The following is a 15,656-nucleotide window of genomic DNA, read 5'->3' on the forward strand; positions in this document are numbered from 1 at the left end:
GAGGGACGCTCATGCCCGACGGCGCGCCCGTTCCGGTCGCGGGTTCCGCCGCCGCCGCACCCGCGGCGGCGGTGGACCCGGCGCTCCGGCAGCTCGCGGCCCCGCACGGCCTCGCGTTCGGCACCGCCGTGAACCTCGCGGCGCTGGCCGAGGACGACGTCTACCGCGAGTGGGTGGCGACGCAGTTCGACAGCGTCACCGCCGAGAACGCCATGAAGTGGGAGGCGCTGGAGCCGACCCGCGGGCACTACGAGTGGGGTCCGGCCGACGCGCTGGTCGCGTTCGCCCGGGCCAACGGGCAGGGTGTGCGCGGCCACACGCTGGTCTGGCACAACCAGAACCCGGCGTGGCTGGCGGACGTGCCCGCGGACGAGCTCGGGGCCGTGCTGAAGGCGCACGTCCAGACCACCATGCGCCACTTCAGGGGCCACGTCCGGCAGTGGGACGTGGTGAACGAGGTGGTCGAGGAGGACGGGACGCTGCGCGACACCGTCTGGTTGCGGGCGCTCGGCCCCGGTTACATCGCGGACGCGTTCCGGTGGGCGCACGAGGCCGACCCGGACGCGCTGCTGTTCTACAACGACTACGACATCGAGGACGTCAACGCCAAGAGCGACGGCGTGTACGACCTCGTGCGCGAGCTGAAGCGGCAGGACGTGCCGATCCACGGCGTCGGCGTGCAGGGCCACTGCTCGGTGGAGCAGCCGCCGACGACGCTTGCGGAGAACCTGGGGCGGTTCGACGCCCTCGGGGTGCACACCGCGGTGACGGAAGCCGACGTGCGGATGGCCATGCCGCCCGATCCGGCGAAGCTGCGGGCCCAGGCGGACGTGTACCGCTCGCTGCTGCGGGCGTGCCTGCTGACGCCGGGCTGCCTGTCGTTCACGGTCTGGGGGTACGCGGACAGGTACTCCTGGGTGCCCGGGTGGTTCGAGGGTGCTGGTGCGGCCTGCATCCTCGACGAGAACTTCGCCGCCAAGCCCGCTCACCGGGCCCTGCGCGAGGACCTCTTGTCCGGCGGCGCACGCCACCGGAGCTGACCCGACCGGCTCGGGCCCGCCACACCTCTCCCAGCGGGCCCGAGCCTTCCCACCGTCGAACCCGGCTGCCTGAGCGTTCGACACGCGCGACGGGTACCCGGGTTGAGCGGTCAGGACGACGCCGGTTGGGCCGTTCGGGCTCCGTTTCCGGGCCGGCCGGGTGCCACGTTGCGCTAACCTCGACGGTGCGGCTGGGTGGGCGCAACCGGATATTCGACAGTTTCGATTCAAACGTCGAATGTTTCGAACGTGTTACGGACACTCCAAGTGACGAACAACCCACCACCGCTCCCCCGCGTCTAGCGGCCGGAACTGGGCGGGGCTGCCGTAGACTGCCCCCATGCCGACCAAAGCCGACCCGTCACCCTCGGATGGCACAGCCTCGGGCAAGATCACCATTGCCGCCATCGCGGCGGAGGCCGGGGTCTCGGTTCCGACTGTTTCGAAGGTAATGAACGGCCGCGCCGACGTCGCGCCGCACACCCGGGAACGGGTCGAGGCGATCATCCGACGGCACGGCTACCAGAGGCGGGCGGACGAACGGTCGCGGCGGTCCAACCTGGTGGAACTGATGTTCCACGAGCTGGAGAGCGCCTGGGCGCTGGAGATCATCCGGGGCGCCGAGCAGGTCGCCGCCGAGCAGGGCCTCGCCCTCGTGCTGTCGGAGTCGCAGGGCAGGCTCACCCCCGGCCACGGCTGGCTCGAAGGCGTCATCGCGCGCAAGCCCCTCGCGGTGATCTCCGTCTTCTCCGACCTCACGTCCTCGCAGCTGGCGAAGCTCCGCGCGCGGGACATCCCGGTCGTCGTGGTCGACCCGATCGGCGAACCCCAGCTGGAGACGCCCTCCATAGGAGCCACCAACTGGAACGGCGGCCTCACCGCCACCCGCCACCTGATCGAGCTCGGCCACCGCCGCATCGCCATGATCGGCGGCCCGGAGCGGGTCCTGTGCAGCCGCGCCCGCGTGGACGGCTACCGCGCCGCGCTGGAGACCGCCGGCCTGGCCTACGACCCGAACCTGGTCCGGTACGGCGACTTCCACGTCGAGTCCGGGCGCGCCCAGTTCGCGCCGCTGCTCGACCTGCCGGACCCGCCCACGGCGGTCTTCGCGGGGTCGGACCTGCAAGCCCTCGGCGTCTACGAGGCGGCACGCGCGGCCGGCCTGCGCATCCCCGAAGACCTCAGCGTCATCGGCTTCGACGACCTCCCGGTCGCGCAATGGGTGGGCCCGCCGCTGACCACGGTCCGGCAGCCGCTGCAGGACATGGCCGCGGCGGGCACCCGTCTCGCCATCACGTTGGCACGTGGTGAAGAGCCCGAACACCGCCGAATCGAGCTTGCCACCACGCTGGTGGTGCGTCAGAGCACCGCCGCGCCACGCTGACGAGCCGCCTCTAGTGGTGGTGGCCCGGCTTCTGGACGTAGGTGCACCCCTCCGCCTCCGCGGGCAGGGTGTGCCCCACCTCCTCGCCGGGTCCCACCGGTGTGCAACGCAGTTCGTGCAGTCCCAGCAGCTCCAGGCCGAGCGTGCCGCTCAACGCGAAGCCGTTGCCGAACCCGAAGTCCGGGTTGTCCGACACCTCGCCGCCGGCCATCGCGCCCTGCCACGCGCGCTGGAAGTCCGGCAGCTTCTCGCGCTGGAACACCACCAGCCCGAGCCGCTGGTACGGCCCCGCCTCGCACGTCGCCCACTCCGCCACGTACGGCGCGTAGAGCCTCGCCCGCAGCGGACCGACGAACTCGGCGAACTCCTCCATCGTCCGAGGCACCACCTCGTCGCACTGCCCGGTCTTCTCCCGCACCCACTCCCCGACCGCCGCCGGGGTGCCCAGCGGCGGGCCGAGGGCGTTGGAGCCCAGACCGGGGGAGTCGGTCGCCGCCGAGGAGCAGGCGACCGACCCCACCAGGAGCGCGACCAGGGCCGCGCACCGACCCAACATCAGGCCGCGGCGCAGGAAGCGCCGTTGAGGGCGAACGAGGTCGGGTTCGCGGGCGTCCCCTGCGACGTGCCGTTGAACCCGAAGCTCACCGTCTGGCCCGGCTGGATGTTCTGGTTCCAGCTGGCGCCCTTCGCGGTGGCCTTGCCCGCCGCGACGGCCACCTCGGCCGACCACGCCTGGGTGATCCCCTGACCCGAGGGGACGTCCCAGACCAGTTGCCACGCGCTGACCGCGCTGCTGCCCGTGTTCTTCACCGACACGTTGGCGGTGAAGCCGCCGGACCACGAGCTGGGCACGCTGTAGGTCACGGCGCAGGCGCCCGGCGTCGTGCCGCCGCCCGTACTGGTCCGCACCGACACCGCGATCGACGGCGACGAGGTGTTGCCCGCCGCGTCCCGCGCCACCACGTAGAACTGGTAGGCCGTGTCCGCGCTCAGACCGGTGACCGTGGCCGTGGTGCCCGAGGTCGTCGCGACCGAGACGTCGGTCGCGCCCGCCTCGCGGTACACGGTGTAGCCGCTGACGCCGGTGTTGTCCGAGGCCGCGGGCCAGCTCAACGACACCGAGTCCGCCGTCGCGGTCGCGGTGGGCGTGCCCGGCGCCGTCGGCGCCTGGGTGTCACCGCCGCCGCCACCGGTGAAGTTCACGTCCGAGCAGCTGTAGAACGCCTCCGGGCTGTCGCTGCGCTGCCAGATCGAGTAGATGATGTGGCGGCCGGACTTGTTGGGCAGGGTGCCGTTCCACGAGTACTCGCCGCTGCCCAGCGGCGGGTTGGTGATGCTGTCGAACGGCGCGGGCTCCAGGTCCGACCACTTCAGCGGCTGCGTCACGTCGAAGCCGTCGCGGGTGACGTACTGGTCCCAGCGACCCGGGTGGGGAGCCCAGGCGTTGTACTTGAAGTTGATCGACGCGCCCGCGCGCAGGGTCGTCACCGGCCAGTCGCTGCGGGCCAGGTTGTAGGCGTCGTACTTGGTCGTGGGCCCGCACAGGTCGCCGTCGGCGATGATCTCGCGGTGCTTGCCAGCGGCCTGGCTGATCAGGTTGCCGTACCAGTCCCACAGCGGCTGCTTCCCACCGAGCTGCACCGCGGCGACGCACGCCGGGTTCGTCGGGTTCAGGTCGCCGCCGCCGCTGCCCGCCCTGCCGTCCTCGTAGCAGGCGTAGGTGCGGCTTGGGGGGTACGTCATCGACCCGTGCGCCACCGCTACGCCGCTCTGGACGAAGACGCTGGTCACACCGACGATACCGAGCGCGGCAACCGCCAACGCCCCAAAGCGCTTGAGTCGCAAGGACCTTCTCCTTCAGATCGACGGTGATCTGTGAACCACAGGACTGGGAGCGCTCCCAGAATTACGATCGCATTACCGGTGACGCCACGTCAACGACCCGTTTCAACTGGTGGCCACCGGGTACCGCTCGACCATGCGGATCGCGGTGGTCGGTCAGATAGCCCGTGACCTGGTCTTGGTGGTGCCCGCGGTGCCCGGATCCGGTGGCCGCGCGAGCGTGCTGGAACGTCGCGAAATGCTCGGCGGGAAGGGCGCGAACATCGCCCGGGGCACGAGGCAGCTCGGCGCAACGGCCGCGCTGGTCGGCGTCGTCGGGGACGACCGGGAGGGCCGTCTGCTGGTCGAGCGGCTCGGCGCGGACGGCGTAGCGACGGCCGCCGTGGTGTGCCGCGAGGGCGTCCGGACGGCGCTGATGGTGGACGTCGTGTGCGACGGCGGGTACCGGTACCTGGAGGACGTCCCCGGGCCGACGCTGGTGACGCCGGAGGACGTGCGGGCCGCGTCGGCGATGCTGGGCGGCGCGGACGCGGTGATCGTGCAGTTGCAGCAGCCGGCCGACGCGGCGCTGGCGGCGGCCCGCGCGGCGAACGGGCTGGTCGTGCTGGACGGCGCGCCGGACGGGCGGGTGGCCGAGCTCCTGGCCGCGGCGGACGTGGTGCGGGCCGACCACCGCGAGGCGGAGGCGTTGACCGGGCGGTCCATCACCGGGACGGACGCGGCCCTCCGGGCGGGACGCGAGCTGCTCGCCAGGGGCCCGTCGGTGGTGGCGCTGGAGGTGCCGGGCGAGGCGAACGTGCTGATGTGGGACGGGGACTCGGCGGTGATCGCGTTGACCGACGAGGAGGTCGTGGACACGACCGGCGGCGGCGACGCGTTCGTGGCGGCCCTGACCGTGGCGCTGGTGCGGGGTGACGACCCGGGTGACGCGGGTCGGCTCGCGACGGCCGCCGCCGGTCGCGCGGTTGGCCACCCCGGCGGGCGGACGGACCTCACCGGGCTCGCGCTAGGCGCGCGCCAGTTCGGCTAGGCGTCGGAAGAACTCCTGCGCCGACCGGAGGTGGCTCGGGTCGTCGGTGAACATCGCGCGGTGCAGGTAGGCGTAGAACACCACGGCCGGGCCGTCCGCGAGGACGAACCGCGTCACCGGGTGCTCGACGCCGGGGCAGTGGCCCGCGCCGGGCCGGATCACGCGGACCGTGACGTCGGCGCGGTCGACGGTGACGCCCTCCAGGACGTAGGCCGTGCAGCGGTCGGCGTCCAGCCGTGCGAGGGACGGGTGCACGCCCAGCGGCGCGAAGACGTCGATCCGCTCGGCGGCGCGGCACAGCACGTTGATCACGCTCGTCGCCTCGGCGCCCCAGGCGCACCACATCGTCGGGTCCGGCGCCGGCGCGGCGGCCACGCCGTCCTCCAGCCGCTTGATCCGCTGCGGGCACTGCTGGGTGCGCGCGGCGAGTTCGGCCACGGTCAGGCCGGCGGCTTCGCGGACCCGGCGCAGCTCCCGGCCGAGCAGGCGGCCACGGAGCGTGGGCTGGTGGTCCATCAGGTCATCACCTCGAACCGCGAGACACTTCTCGTGCTTGACCTGAAGCTATATTGATAATTATCCCGGTGTCGATTCATCGGACGGGTGCGGTGTCGCTACTCTCGGTATCGCTCCGGACCACCAGATCCGACGGGACGAAGGACATGGGCGACGACGCCCCGATCTCCAGCACGGTGCAGGCGTGGGAACTCGGGCTGAGGCTCCGGGAGCACCGGGAACGGCTCGGGCTCACGGCGGCGGCGGTCGGCAGGACGACGGGGATCGGCGGCACGAACCTGTCCGCGATCGAGTCCGGCAAGCGCCGGCTCACGGCCGCGAAACTCGGCGACCTGGCCGACGCCTACGAGCTGGCCGACGACGAACGCGCCGGGCTCGAAGCGCTGCGGGCGCGGACCGAGCGGCGGGAGTGGTGGTACGACTACGCCCGGCTCTACTCGGACGAGTTCCTGCGGTTGCTGGGGTTGGAGGCGGGCGCGGACAAGGTCTTCGAGTACGCGCCGGACATCATCCCGGGACTGCTCCAGACCGCCGACTACGCGCGGGCGGTGGTGCGGGCGGGCACGCCGTACATCCGGCCCGTCGACGTCGGCCCGAGGTTGGAGACGCGGCTGGCGCGGCAGGGCCGCCTGGACGGCGACGACCCGTTGCGGCTCGACGTCGTGCTGGGCGAGGCGGCGTTGCGGCAACTCGTCGGCGACGCCGGTGTCATGCGGCGGCAACTGGCGCACCTGCTGGACGTCCTGGACCGCAAGGGCGGTCACGTCCGGCTGCGGGTCATCCCCTTCGCGGCGGGGGCGCACCCCTTGCTCGGCGCGGCGTTGAAGATCCTTTCCTTTCGCTCCAACAGGCTCGGCGACCTGATGTACCAGGAGACAGCGATCAGCGGTGTCATCATCGACAAGCGCCAAGTGATACTCGAGTCGACGGCGAGCTTCGCGGAGACGTTCGACCGCGCGCTCGACGACCGCGACTCGCGCGGGTTCATCGACGCGGTCTACCACGAGATGGAGCGGTTCTGATGCCTCACAACCCCTCGGCCACCTGGTTCAAGAGCAGCTTCAGCACGGCGTCGGGCGACTGCGTCGAGGTCCGGTTCGACGGCGACGTGGTCCAGGTGCGCGACACCAAGGACCAGGGCGCCGGACCGGTGCTCACCGTGGACGCCCCGGCGTGGGACGACTTCCTCCGCCAGTTGGTGGCGGGTTCGGTCGAGGCGGACGGCGCGTTGACGGTGCTGCCCGCGCCGCGCGGCGGCGCGATCCTCCGCGCACGTGACGGTGATGCGGCCCTGCGCTACACGCGCGGCGAGTGGGAGATGTTCATGCGCGGCGTGCGGGCGGGCGAGTTCACCCACTCCGCCGTCGTCGCGCGGGCGAGCTGACCTTCTTCGCGCCGGGTCGGCCCGAGACCGTCGGACCACAGCGGGCGAAGAGCGATGGCGGACGTCCCCGGAACCGGCTGAAGTGGACCCCTTATGGACTGGCTCCGACGGGTTCCGTAACCTGTCCGAGACCCTGGGCGGGTGTAACCCGTTCGGGGCCCAGCCGGCTCAAGGAGGATTGCGCGAACCGTGGCGTCGAAATCCGCTCAGCGCACCGTCCGCGCAGCCCTGACGGCCACGGCCGTCTCCGCGCTGCTCGGCGCCGCCCTGCCACTCCCCCAAGCCGCCGCCGACCCGGAGACGCCGTCCAACGCCTCCGAGGCGTTGAAGAAGTACAACGACCTCTCCCACCAGGCCGAGGCGCTGAACGAAGAGCACCTGCGCGCGCAGGAGACGCTGGCCAACGCCCAGGGCTCGCTCGACCAGGCCAACCGCGACATCGCCACGGCCCAGCAGGCGCAGGAAGCGCTGCGCGGCCAGGTCGACCTGCTCACCGAGGCCTCCTTCGAGGGCGCCCGGTTCGGCCAGCTGTCCGCGTTGCTGGTCAGCGACTCGCAGCAGGACTTCCTCAACCGCATGTCCGCGCTCGGCGTGCTGGCGGGCGACAACGCCGAAGCCCTGCAAGGGCTCAGCGACGCCGTCGACCTGGCCAACGACGCCGCCCGCCGCGCGAACGAGGCCGCCGACGCGGCGAACAAGGCCATCGCGGACATCGACCAGCGCAAGGCCGCGCTGGACGGGCAGATCACCGAAGCCCGCGAGGCCTACCGCTCGTTGAGCTCGGCGGAGCGGGCGGCGTTGAACAACGCGGGCGACATGGGCCCGATCCCCGTCCCGGCGGGCAAGGCAGGCGAGGCGCTGGCGTTCGCGCTGGCCCAGCGCGGCAAGGACTACGTGTACGGCTCGAACGGCCCGAACACCTGGGACTGCTCCAGCCTCATGCAGGCGGCGTACCGGTCGGTCGGCATCGCGATCCCGCGCACCACCTACGGCCAGGCCACCATCGGCCGGTCGGTGTCGCGCAACGACGTCAAGGCCGGCGACCTGATCATCTACTACTCCGGCCAGACGCACGTGGCGATGGCGATCGACGGCATCCGCGCCGTGCACGCGTCCACCGAGGGCGTGCCGGTGAAGGTGCAGGACATCGAGTCCATCGGGCCCGTGAACGTCATCCGGCGCGTGGTCGGCTGAGCCCACCAGGACGGCCGGCCCCGAGAACGCCTTCGGGGTGGCGGGTCGTGGTCGGGTCGGGTCGGAGGAGTTGCACCGGTCCTGACGGGCGCTCACAGTTCTCCTGGGCCTAGGCTGAACGCGGTTGAGCAGGCAGCCGCACTCTGCCGACCACACCCAGGGGTGGACATGGACGATTTCACCGACGCCGTCACGCTCACGGCGCGCGAGGTGTCCGCGGGCGTGGTGGTGGTCGCCGTGGCCGGTGAGCTCGACATGGCGACGGCGCCGGGCGTGGAGGAGTACGTCCGGCACCGGCTCGGCGACGCGAGCCGGGTCCTCGTGCTCGACCTCTCCGGGGTGACGTTCCTCGGGTCGACCGGCATCAACCTGCTGATCGCACTGCGGTCGGCGTGCGAGTCGGTCGGCACGGCGCTGCGGTTGGTCGCGACGACAAAGGTCGTGCTGCACCCGTTGGAGCTGACGGACCTCGTCGACCACTTCACGATCGTGACGGCGGTGAGCGAGGCGAGCTGACGGGCTCGGCGTTCAGTCGCCGAGGACGGCCCAGACGACCTTGCCGCCGTGCGGCCACGGGTAGCAGCCCCACGTGCGGCTCAGCGACGACACGATCGTGAGGCCCCAGCCGCCGGAGCGCGGGGGTTCGGCCTTCGGCTCCTGGGGCGGGTCGGGGCTCTCGTCGCGGACCGCGACGGTCAGCCGGTGGCCCCGCAGTTCCACGCGCAGCACCGGCGCGGAGCGGGCGTGGCGGACGGCGTTCTCGACGAGCTCGGTGGCGATGGTGACCGCGTCGTGGACGAAGTGGGTGACGTCCCGGCGTTGGCACGCCTCGCGCACGAAGTGCCTCGCCAGCAGGCCGCTGAGCAGCGAGTGGGGCAGCTGCGTCTCGTCGCGCGTGCGTTCGGACGGTAGTTCGACGGCGGCCAGGGCGGCGTTCAGCGCGGTGAACCGGGGCACGGCGCCCGTGTCGCCGGTCGCCAGCGCGCGGCGGTGGCCGGGCGACTCGCCGACCAGCATCACCGGCACGCCCGGCCACTCCGACACGCGCAGACCCACCGTGGTGAAGACCGACATGAAGGCGGGCGTGGCGCACTCGAAGCCGTCGTCGAGCCGCACGATCACGGCGGTGGGCTCGTCCACGGCGCACTTGAGCAGCCCGTCGCGCAGTTCGCGATAGGTGGTCAGGTCGAGCCGACCGGTCGGACGGACCACCGCCGCGCCGTCGACGTCCGTGCGGTGGAGCGCGAGCGCGGCCACGTCGCCGGCTCCCCGCCCACCATCTCGCGTTGGCATCAGGTCACCCCGATCGGTGAATACCCGAGCGGTGTAACGCTATTCGCCTGATCGCGACGCACGAGTGGTCCGGACGGCCTACCTCAGCGCGCGGGCGAGGCGACCTTCGGCTTCGGGGTCCACTGGGTGTAGCCGGCGCGCTCGGCCTCGGCGACCGAGTTGAAGGTGACGTCGCCCTTCATGCGCTTGTAGTACGGCGAGTCGGGGGTGTGGAAGATCATCGACTTGGAGTTCGCCTTGACCTCCAGGACCACCTCGGCGACCTCCTCCGCGACCACGGGTGCGGCGACTGACGCGGGCGCGGCGATGGGGTCTGCGGCGGCGGCTTCCTCGACCGGCTCCTCGACCGCGACGGGCGCGGCTTCCTCGGCGGGCTGCTCGCCGGCGACGGGCGCGGTTTCCTCGGCGGGCTCCTCGACCGCGACAGGCTCCGCAACGGCGACGGGCTCGGCAACGGCCGCAGGCGACTCGACCGCGGCGGATTCCTCGACCGCGACGGGCTCTTCGACCGGCTGGCCGACCTCGGGCTCGGCCTCGACCTCGGGCTCGGACTTGGCGGCGGGTTCCTCGGTGACGGGTTCCTCGGCGGCCTGAGGCGCTGCGGCTTCCGCGGCCATCTCGGGCTCCTGCGCGGACTTCGGTGCCGAAACGGTCTCGGGTTCTTCGACGGCCTCGGGCTCGACCGCCTCGGGAGCCTTGGCGGGCGCGGGCTCCTCGGCGACCTCGGTGGCCTTGGCGGGCTCCGGGGTGGTTTCGGCGGCCGGGATCGCAGCGGCGGCAGTGTCAGCGGTGTCCGTGGCGTCAGCGGCAGCGGTGGTGGTGGCGGCGGGAGTGTCGGTGGTCGCCTTGGGGGCGGATGGCTGGTTCAGTTGGGCGCGCAGGTCGCGGATGGTGGGGTCGAGGCGCAGCCAGACGACGGCCGCGCCGGCCAGGAATGCCGCCACGCACAGGATGATGGTGAACAACCAGGACACTGCCAACTCCTACGGCCACAGCTTGCGGAACAGGGACGTCGACCGGACGCGTCACGACAGGCCGCGCGCAGCTCGGTCCGCGAGCAGGGCGTCACGGGCGTTGCCACCCGAAGTCACGACGCCACACCACCAGCTCGACCCGAAAGCACACGACCCGTCGGCCGAATTCACCGTGTCGGGTACCACAGACTAAGGACGCGTCAAGCGGCGTTCGGCAGCACCCCCTGCCTGCAGCCGCACCGACTGCACACGGGGTGCGCGGGCAGCCGCACGTCGGCCAGCAGTTTGCGGGCGTCGTCGAACGTCGGAACCCGCTGCCCCGGCACCAACAACCCGTCCAGCACCTCCTGCCGCCGCCGCGCCAACTCGCGCGACCGCTCGACCGGGTCCTTCAGCCGCGCCCGCACCCGCTCCCGCGACTGCTCGCGCGCCAGGCTGCCCGCCGTGCTCAGCGGCCGCCGGGCGCGCGGCTCGGTCAAGCGGGCGTTGCGCCGGTTGATGCGCCACCAGGCGCCCAGCGTCATGCCCGCCACCGGGGGGCGCGCACGCCGCGCGCCCCCCTGCCACCACGACCTCAGCCGCGCACGGAGGAAGTCGTGCGCTACCTGGTCGCGGCTCCTCGGGCTGCCCTGCCTGGTGCCGTCAGGCCTGCGGTCGACCGCCGCCAGCAGGGCATCGACGCTCCACCCCTCGGCGAACCAGGGCTCGACGACCCGGCGCACGGCGGCGCGGTGGGCATCGGGCCAGGTCGCACGCAGGCAGAGCGCCTCGACCGCCGTGTCGATCTCGGCGTCGGTCTCGGGGATGACACGGCCGGGCCACTGACGGGGATCTAGTCGAACTCGCATCGCATGGCTCCCTTCGAACGCGTACCGAACATCCGTTCGAGATAGTGCCACCGACCACCGACAATTCCTGAGTCTTAGATTTGACTTATATAAGCCCAGGCTGAAAGATGCTGGTCGTGCACGCGTTCGACGTCCTCGGCGACCCGGTCCGTCGCCGCATCTTGGAGCTGCTCGCCGACGGCGAGCAGACCTCCGGCGCGGTCACGGAGGTGGTCCGCCGGGAGTTCGGCATCTCGCAACCCGCGGTCTCCCAGCACCTGCGGGTGCTGCGCGAGAACGGCTTCGCCCGCGTCCGCGCCGAAGGCACCCGACGCCTCTACGCGGTGGACGACCAGGGCCTGCGCGAGGTGGACGAGTGGCTCGACCGGTTCCGCCGGTTCTGGAGCGGGCACCTCGACGCGCTGGCCACCGAACTCGCGCGCGGCAAGCGCGAGAGGCGACTCAAGGAGGAACAACAGTGATCGACATCGCCGACCAGCTCAAGGCCATCCACCGGGAGGTGGGCGCGGGCTCGGACGAGACGATCGGCGTGCTGCTGCGACGCACGTACGACGCGGCGGCGGCGGACGTGTGGGACGCGCTCACCGACCCGGACCGGCTCAAGCGCTGGTTCCTGCCGGTCAGCGGCGACCTGCGGGAGGGCGGGAGCTTCCAGGTGGAGCACAACGCGAGCGGCACCGTCCTCACCTGCGCGCCGCCGAAGCTGCTGCGGCTGACGTGGGGCGCCGACACCAGCATCGTCGAGCTGCGCCTGACCGAGGACGGCGACGAGCGCACGACGGTCGAGCTGGAGCACACGGTGCCCAAGGCGATGGCGGGCAGCGGCGCGGGCGCGCTGTACGTCGGCCCCGGCTGGGACGGCGCGTTCCTCGGCCTCGGCCTGTACCTCGCGGGCGAGGTGAGCGACGACTTCGACCCGGTCGCCGCCGCCAACGCGCCGGAGACCCAGCGGTTCAACGCCGGGTCCATCGACGCGTGGACGGCGGTCGTCCGCGAGTCGGGCACCGCCTCGGAGGAGGAGCTGGCCGGGGCGGTCGCGGTGGCGAAGGGGCAGTACACGCCGGACGTCGGCTGACGCCCTACGGCTCGGAGACCTCGGCTTCGACGGCGTCCAGCGTCGCCTCGATCCCGTCGAAGCCGGGGTCCGCGGGCGGCGCGCCCTCGGCACGGCACCCGGCCACCGCGAACAGCAGCACGACCGCTGCCGCCAGGACCCTCACTTCACACCGCAGTGCGACGCCTGGAACTCGTCCACCCGGCGCTGCGCGTCACCGAGCCTGGTCAGCTGCCCCTCGCGCCGCTCCAGCCGCCGTTCCAACCGCTCGGCACGGGCGGTGTTGCCCGCGTCGCGCGCCTGCTGCGCCTGCGCCCGCAGCCACGCCGTCGACCCGGCCACCTCCGGCCCGCCGTTGATGCGCGTGGTGATCCGGGTGACGCGCTCCTCGATCCGCGGCGCCCGCTTCTCGCACAGCTGCTTCACCTGGTCGGGGCTGATCGTGATGGGCGCGTAGCTGCTCTCCTGAGCCGCCGCGACCCCGGCCGAGCAGAGCCCGAACGCGGCGGTGACGACGACGGCGAGGCGAATCGGTGTCTTCATGACGACCACGATCGCCGGTCGCGGTGTGGAGCGCGTGCGGCGAATGTTCGGATCGCGCAAAGGTCGCGCCGACGGCCCGCGTTTCACCCTCCGCCGCAGCGGCAACCCTCTCCCCCATGACCGACAGCTTGTGGGACGACTTCCACCGCGTGGTGAACATGACCTCGCACGAACTGGAGGACTGGCTGCGCACCCGCTCGGCCGACGAGGACAGCGAGACCGTGCCCGACCAGGCGGGCACGCCGACCGGCCAGGACGTGCTGCGCGTCCTGCGCAAGCGGCGCACGGACCTGACCACCGAGGACGTCAAGGTGATGCAGAAGGTCGTGGACCGGGTGCGGGAGCAGCGGCGCGACGACCTGGAGCCGACGGCGGGCGAGGCGCACTGGAGGCACCGGCTGATGTCCATCGGCCACGACCCGCTCAAGCCGGCTTGAGCCTCACCCCCGGTTGGCGGCGCCGGCTTTCTCGGCGTCCCCCAGCCGCACGCCCGCCTCGGGGACCAGCCCGAACTGGACGACCTGGCGGCGGGCGAGGAGGTCGGTGAGCCAGTCGACGGCGACCCGCAGCCGGTTGCCGGGCATCGCCAGCAGGTGGTAGCCGCGCGCCACCGCCTTCGCGGGCAGGCCGGTCAACGGGACGTGCAGCGGGTTGGCCACCGCCTGCGCGCCGGCCAGGTCGACCACGAACCCCAGGTCGCGGTGCCGGTAGGTGCCCACCGGGCCGTGGCCGAGGGAGGCCGCGACGTTGCGCCCGGCGAGCTTGCCCTGGCGCTGCGCGTGCTGCGCGGTCATCGGCGTCGGCTTCCCGCCGTTGAACACGTCCGGCACCGCCGCCACGTCACCGGCGGCGAACACGTGCGGGTGCGTCGGCACGGCGAGCGTGGGGTCGACCACCACCCGCCCCTTCACCGTGGCCAGCGAGACCGAGCCCACCAACGGGTCGGGCCGCACGCCGACGCACCACACGAGCGTGCGCGTCGGGATCCGGCTGCCGTCGGTCAGCTTCGCGCAGTCCGCGGTGACCTCCTCGACGCTGGTCCCCAGCCGCACGTCCACGCCGCGCGACCGCAGCACCCGCGCGGCGGGCCCGGACAGCCGCTCGTCCAGCCCCGGCAGCACGCGCGGCGCCAGGTCCACCAGCACCCACTTCACCTCCGACTCCGCCAACCCGCTGCGCCCGCGCAACGCCGAGCGGGTCAGCTGGAGGCCCTGCGCCACCAGCTCCGTGCCCGTGTACCCGGCGCCGACCACGACGAACGTCGCCCGCGCCGCCCGCTCGGCCGGGTCGTCGGCCTGCTCGGCCAGCTCGACCTGCCGCAGCACGTGGTCGCGCAGGAACACGGCTTCGGCGACCGACTTGAACCCGAACGCGTGCTCGGCCACGCCCGGGATCGACATCAACCGGGTGACCGAGCCCGCCGTCAGCACGAGCCGGTCCCACTCCAGGACCTGCTCTCGCCCTTCGACGTCGACGGCCGTGCACGTGCGCGCGGCCAGGTCGAGCGCGGTGGCGTGCGCCTGCACCAACCGCGTGCGCGGCAGCTTGGGCCGCAGCGGCACGGCCACCCGGCGCGGGTCGAGCGAACCGCCCGCGACCTCCGGCAACAGCGGCACGTAGAGCATGTAGTCGGTGGGGTTGACCGCCACCAGGTCGGCGGCGTCGGCCGGGAGCACGCGCTCCAGCGCGCGCAGGCAGTGGTAGCCCGCGAAGCCCGTTCCGACGACCAGCACGCGCGGCTTGCCCATGGCTCGATCCCTCCGCCGGTGTCCACTCCGCCAGCGGGTACCCCGGACGGAGAAGGGGTAGACAACTGGGCATGGCCCTGGGACTGCCCGACGCGATCACCGCCTGCCTCTTCGACCTCGACGGCGTGCTGACGAGCACGGCCGTGCTGCACCGCCGCGCGTGGCGGCGCACGTTCGACGACTTCCTGCGCCCGCACGGCGAGCCGCCGTTCGCCGAATCGGACTACCTCAAGTACGTGGACGGCCGGCCGCGCTACGACGGCGTGCGCGAGTTCCTGGCCTCGCGCGGCATCACGCTGCCCGAGGGCGAGCCGGACGACCCGCCGGACGCCGACACCGTGCACGGCGTCGGCAACCGCAAGAACGCCCTGCTGGAGGCGATCATCCGGCACGAGGGCGTGTCGCCCTACGCGGGCACGGTGCCCTACCTGCGCGCGGTCGAGGCCGAGGGGCTGGGCATCGGCGTGGTGACGTCGTCGGCGAACGCGCGCAAGGTCCTCGACGCGGCCGGCCTCAGCCCGTTCGTCCAGGCTTTGGTGGACGGCGTGGTGATCAGCCGCGACGGGCTCAAGGGCAAGCCCGCGCCGGACTCCTTCCTGGCGGGCGCGCGCCTGCTCGGCGTGAGCCCGGAGCACGCCGCCGTGTTCGAGGACGCGCTGGCGGGCGTGGCCGCCGGGCGCGCGGGCGGGTTCGGGCACGTGGTGGGCGTGGACCGGACCGGGCAGCGGGAGGCGCTGCGCGCGCACGGCGCGGACGTCGTGGTCGAGGACCTGGCGGAGCTGCTGTGACCGGTTGGGAGATCCACC

General features: G+C 72.6%; 20 protein-coding genes. 11 read left to right on the plus strand and 9 right to left on the minus strand.

Annotated elements, in window-relative coordinates:
• Positions 1-11 precede the first annotated feature (11 nt).
• Together AB0I91_RS36765 and AB0I91_RS36770 are read left to right on the plus strand one after the other, a co-directional pair.
• Positions 12-1,040, plus strand: a complete 1,029-nt coding sequence (locus AB0I91_RS36765) for an endo-1,4-beta-xylanase (protein ID WP_498772763.1) — start codon at positions 12-14, stop codon at positions 1,038-1,040.
• Positions 1,041-1,380: 340 nt separating this feature from the next.
• Positions 1,381-2,424 carry a LacI family DNA-binding transcriptional regulator gene (locus tag AB0I91_RS36770; RefSeq protein WP_230570671.1) on the plus strand — a complete coding sequence of 348 codons (1,044 nt, stop codon included), beginning with the start codon at positions 1,381-1,383 and terminating at the stop codon, positions 2,422-2,424.
• A 10-nt stretch (positions 2,425-2,434) separates the two neighbouring features.
• On the opposite strand, the gene AB0I91_RS36775 is transcribed toward AB0I91_RS36770, so the two are convergent.
• On the minus strand, positions 2,435-2,980 hold the full coding sequence (locus tag AB0I91_RS36775) for a hypothetical protein (RefSeq protein ID WP_498772761.1): 546 nt from the start codon (positions 2,978-2,980) through the stop codon (positions 2,435-2,437).
• Positions 2,980-4,215: a lytic polysaccharide monooxygenase gene (locus AB0I91_RS36780; RefSeq protein WP_498772759.1), complete on the minus strand. Its 1,236-nt coding sequence runs from the start codon at positions 4,213-4,215 to the stop codon at positions 2,980-2,982. Before AB0I91_RS36780 ends, AB0I91_RS36775 begins: the two co-directional genes overlap by 1 nt.
• A 187-nt stretch (positions 4,216-4,402) precedes the next feature.
• Between AB0I91_RS36780 and AB0I91_RS36785 the strand changes: the two genes are divergently transcribed.
• Positions 4,403-5,296 carry a PfkB family carbohydrate kinase gene (locus tag AB0I91_RS36785; RefSeq protein ID WP_499615766.1) on the plus strand — a complete coding sequence of 298 codons (894 nt, stop codon included), beginning with the start codon at positions 4,403-4,405 and terminating at the stop codon, positions 5,294-5,296.
• Here AB0I91_RS36785 and AB0I91_RS36790 read toward each other — a convergent pair.
• Positions 5,273-5,812 carry a Scr1 family TA system antitoxin-like transcriptional regulator gene (locus AB0I91_RS36790; protein WP_499641003.1) on the minus strand — a complete coding sequence of 180 codons (540 nt, stop codon included), beginning with the start codon at positions 5,810-5,812 and terminating at the stop codon, positions 5,273-5,275. The two genes, AB0I91_RS36785 and AB0I91_RS36790, sit on opposite strands and share 24 nt — an antisense overlap.
• Before the next feature lie 146 nt (positions 5,813-5,958).
• Here AB0I91_RS36790 and AB0I91_RS36795 point away from each other — a divergent pair, with 146 nt between their 5' ends.
• From AB0I91_RS36795 to AB0I91_RS36810, 4 genes are all read left to right on the plus strand, one after another.
• Entirely contained in the window at positions 5,959-6,834 is an 876-nt protein-coding gene (locus tag AB0I91_RS36795) for a helix-turn-helix domain-containing protein (RefSeq protein WP_498772753.1), read from the plus strand.
• A complete protein-coding gene (locus tag AB0I91_RS36800) occupies positions 6,834-7,196 on the plus strand; it encodes a DUF397 domain-containing protein (protein WP_498772751.1) in 363 nt (120 codons plus the stop codon). Before AB0I91_RS36795 ends, AB0I91_RS36800 begins: the two co-directional genes overlap by 1 nt.
• 189 nt (positions 7,197-7,385) lie before the next feature.
• Complete coding sequence (locus AB0I91_RS36805) at positions 7,386-8,390, plus strand: C40 family peptidase (RefSeq protein ID WP_499615761.1); 1,005 nt, start codon at positions 7,386-7,388, stop codon at positions 8,388-8,390.
• A gap of 168 nt (positions 8,391-8,558) precedes the next feature.
• The gene (locus AB0I91_RS36810; protein WP_498772748.1) at positions 8,559-8,906 is read left to right on the plus strand and encodes an STAS domain-containing protein; all 348 of its coding nucleotides are present in this window, start codon (positions 8,559-8,561) and stop codon (positions 8,904-8,906) included.
• Between the two features lie 12 nt (positions 8,907-8,918).
• On the opposite strand, the gene AB0I91_RS36815 is transcribed toward AB0I91_RS36810, so the two are convergent.
• From AB0I91_RS36815 to AB0I91_RS36825, 3 genes are all read right to left on the minus strand, one after another.
• Entirely contained in the window at positions 8,919-9,683 is a 765-nt protein-coding gene (locus tag AB0I91_RS36815) for an ATP-binding protein (RefSeq protein WP_498772746.1), read from the minus strand.
• Between the two features lie 83 nt (positions 9,684-9,766).
• On the minus strand, positions 9,767-10,657 hold the full coding sequence (locus tag AB0I91_RS36820; protein ID WP_499641005.1) for a sunset domain-containing protein: 891 nt from the start codon (positions 10,655-10,657) through the stop codon (positions 9,767-9,769).
• Positions 10,658-10,857: 200 nt separating this feature from the next.
• On the minus strand, positions 10,858-11,505 hold the full coding sequence (locus tag AB0I91_RS36825) for a hypothetical protein (RefSeq protein WP_230570660.1): 648 nt from the start codon (positions 11,503-11,505) through the stop codon (positions 10,858-10,860).
• Positions 11,506-11,621: 116 nt separating this feature from the next.
• On the opposite strand from AB0I91_RS36825, the gene AB0I91_RS36830 reads away from it, so the two are divergent.
• A complete protein-coding gene (locus AB0I91_RS36830; protein WP_053716034.1) occupies positions 11,622-11,966 on the plus strand; it encodes an ArsR/SmtB family transcription factor in 345 nt (114 codons plus the stop codon).
• Positions 11,963-12,580, plus strand: coding sequence for an SRPBCC domain-containing protein (locus tag AB0I91_RS36835; RefSeq protein ID WP_498772742.1), 618 nt, complete (start codon positions 11,963-11,965; stop codon positions 12,578-12,580). Before AB0I91_RS36830 ends, AB0I91_RS36835 begins: the two co-directional genes overlap by 4 nt.
• A 4-nt stretch (positions 12,581-12,584) precedes the next feature.
• Here AB0I91_RS36835 and AB0I91_RS36840 read toward each other — a convergent pair whose 3' ends face one another.
• The gene (locus AB0I91_RS36840; RefSeq protein ID WP_498772740.1) at positions 12,585-12,725 is read right to left on the minus strand and encodes a hypothetical protein; all 141 of its coding nucleotides are present in this window, start codon (positions 12,723-12,725) and stop codon (positions 12,585-12,587) included.
• Positions 12,722-13,102: a hypothetical protein gene (locus AB0I91_RS36845; protein ID WP_498772738.1), complete on the minus strand. Its 381-nt coding sequence runs from the start codon at positions 13,100-13,102 to the stop codon at positions 12,722-12,724. Before AB0I91_RS36845 ends, AB0I91_RS36840 begins: the two co-directional genes overlap by 4 nt.
• A gap of 116 nt (positions 13,103-13,218) precedes the next feature.
• Between AB0I91_RS36845 and AB0I91_RS36850 the strand changes: the two genes are divergently transcribed.
• Complete coding sequence (locus AB0I91_RS36850; protein WP_498772736.1) at positions 13,219-13,539, plus strand: DUF3140 domain-containing protein; 321 nt, start codon at positions 13,219-13,221, stop codon at positions 13,537-13,539.
• A gap of 3 nt (positions 13,540-13,542) precedes the next feature.
• On the opposite strand, the gene AB0I91_RS36855 is transcribed toward AB0I91_RS36850, so the two are convergent.
• Positions 13,543-14,850: an NAD(P)/FAD-dependent oxidoreductase gene (locus AB0I91_RS36855; RefSeq protein ID WP_498772734.1), complete on the minus strand. Its 1,308-nt coding sequence runs from the start codon at positions 14,848-14,850 to the stop codon at positions 13,543-13,545.
• Positions 14,851-14,921: 71 nt separating this feature from the next.
• Here AB0I91_RS36855 and AB0I91_RS36860 point away from each other — a divergent pair, with 71 nt between their 5' ends.
• The gene (locus AB0I91_RS36860; protein WP_498772732.1) at positions 14,922-15,638 is read left to right on the plus strand and encodes a beta-phosphoglucomutase family hydrolase; all 717 of its coding nucleotides are present in this window, start codon (positions 14,922-14,924) and stop codon (positions 15,636-15,638) included.
• The last annotated feature ends 18 nt before the right edge of the window (positions 15,639-15,656 follow it).

Origin of the sequence: Actinosynnema sp. NPDC049800 (assembly GCF_040656635.1) — a bacterium.
In the GTDB taxonomy this organism is placed as follows: Bacteria; Actinomycetota; Actinomycetes; order Mycobacteriales; family Pseudonocardiaceae; genus Actinosynnema.

What these genes read in the sequence shown, in the direction of transcription:
- AB0I91_RS36765 (WP_498772763.1), top strand. Translation starts at nt 12, where the DNA reads ATGCCCGACGGCGCGCCCGTTCCGGTCGCGGGTTCCGCCGCCGCCGCA.
- AB0I91_RS36770 (WP_230570671.1), top strand. Translation starts at nt 1,381, where the DNA reads ATGCCGACCAAAGCCGACCCGTCACCCTCGGATGGCACAGCCTCGGGC.
- AB0I91_RS36775 (WP_498772761.1), bottom strand. Translation starts at nt 2,980, where the DNA reads ATGTTGGGTCGGTGCGCGGCCCTGGTCGCGCTCCTGGTGGGGTCGGTC.
- AB0I91_RS36785 (WP_499615766.1), top strand. Translation starts at nt 4,403, where the DNA reads ATGCGGATCGCGGTGGTCGGTCAGATAGCCCGTGACCTGGTCTTGGTG.
- AB0I91_RS36790 (WP_499641003.1), bottom strand. Translation starts at nt 5,812, where the DNA reads ATGGACCACCAGCCCACGCTCCGTGGCCGCCTGCTCGGCCGGGAGCTG.
- AB0I91_RS36795 (WP_498772753.1), top strand. Translation starts at nt 5,959, where the DNA reads ATGGGCGACGACGCCCCGATCTCCAGCACGGTGCAGGCGTGGGAACTC.
- AB0I91_RS36800 (WP_498772751.1), top strand. Translation starts at nt 6,834, where the DNA reads ATGCCTCACAACCCCTCGGCCACCTGGTTCAAGAGCAGCTTCAGCACG.
- AB0I91_RS36810 (WP_498772748.1), top strand. Translation starts at nt 8,559, where the DNA reads ATGGACGATTTCACCGACGCCGTCACGCTCACGGCGCGCGAGGTGTCC.
- AB0I91_RS36815 (WP_498772746.1), bottom strand. Translation starts at nt 9,683, where the DNA reads ATGCCAACGCGAGATGGTGGGCGGGGAGCCGGCGACGTGGCCGCGCTC.
- AB0I91_RS36825 (WP_230570660.1), bottom strand. Translation starts at nt 11,505, where the DNA reads ATGCGAGTTCGACTAGATCCCCGTCAGTGGCCCGGCCGTGTCATCCCC.
- AB0I91_RS36845 (WP_498772738.1), bottom strand. Translation starts at nt 13,102, where the DNA reads ATGAAGACACCGATTCGCCTCGCCGTCGTCGTCACCGCCGCGTTCGGG.
- AB0I91_RS36850 (WP_498772736.1), top strand. Translation starts at nt 13,219, where the DNA reads ATGACCGACAGCTTGTGGGACGACTTCCACCGCGTGGTGAACATGACC.
- AB0I91_RS36855 (WP_498772734.1), bottom strand. Translation starts at nt 14,850, where the DNA reads ATGGGCAAGCCGCGCGTGCTGGTCGTCGGAACGGGCTTCGCGGGCTAC.
- AB0I91_RS36860 (WP_498772732.1), top strand. Translation starts at nt 14,922, where the DNA reads ATGGCCCTGGGACTGCCCGACGCGATCACCGCCTGCCTCTTCGACCTC.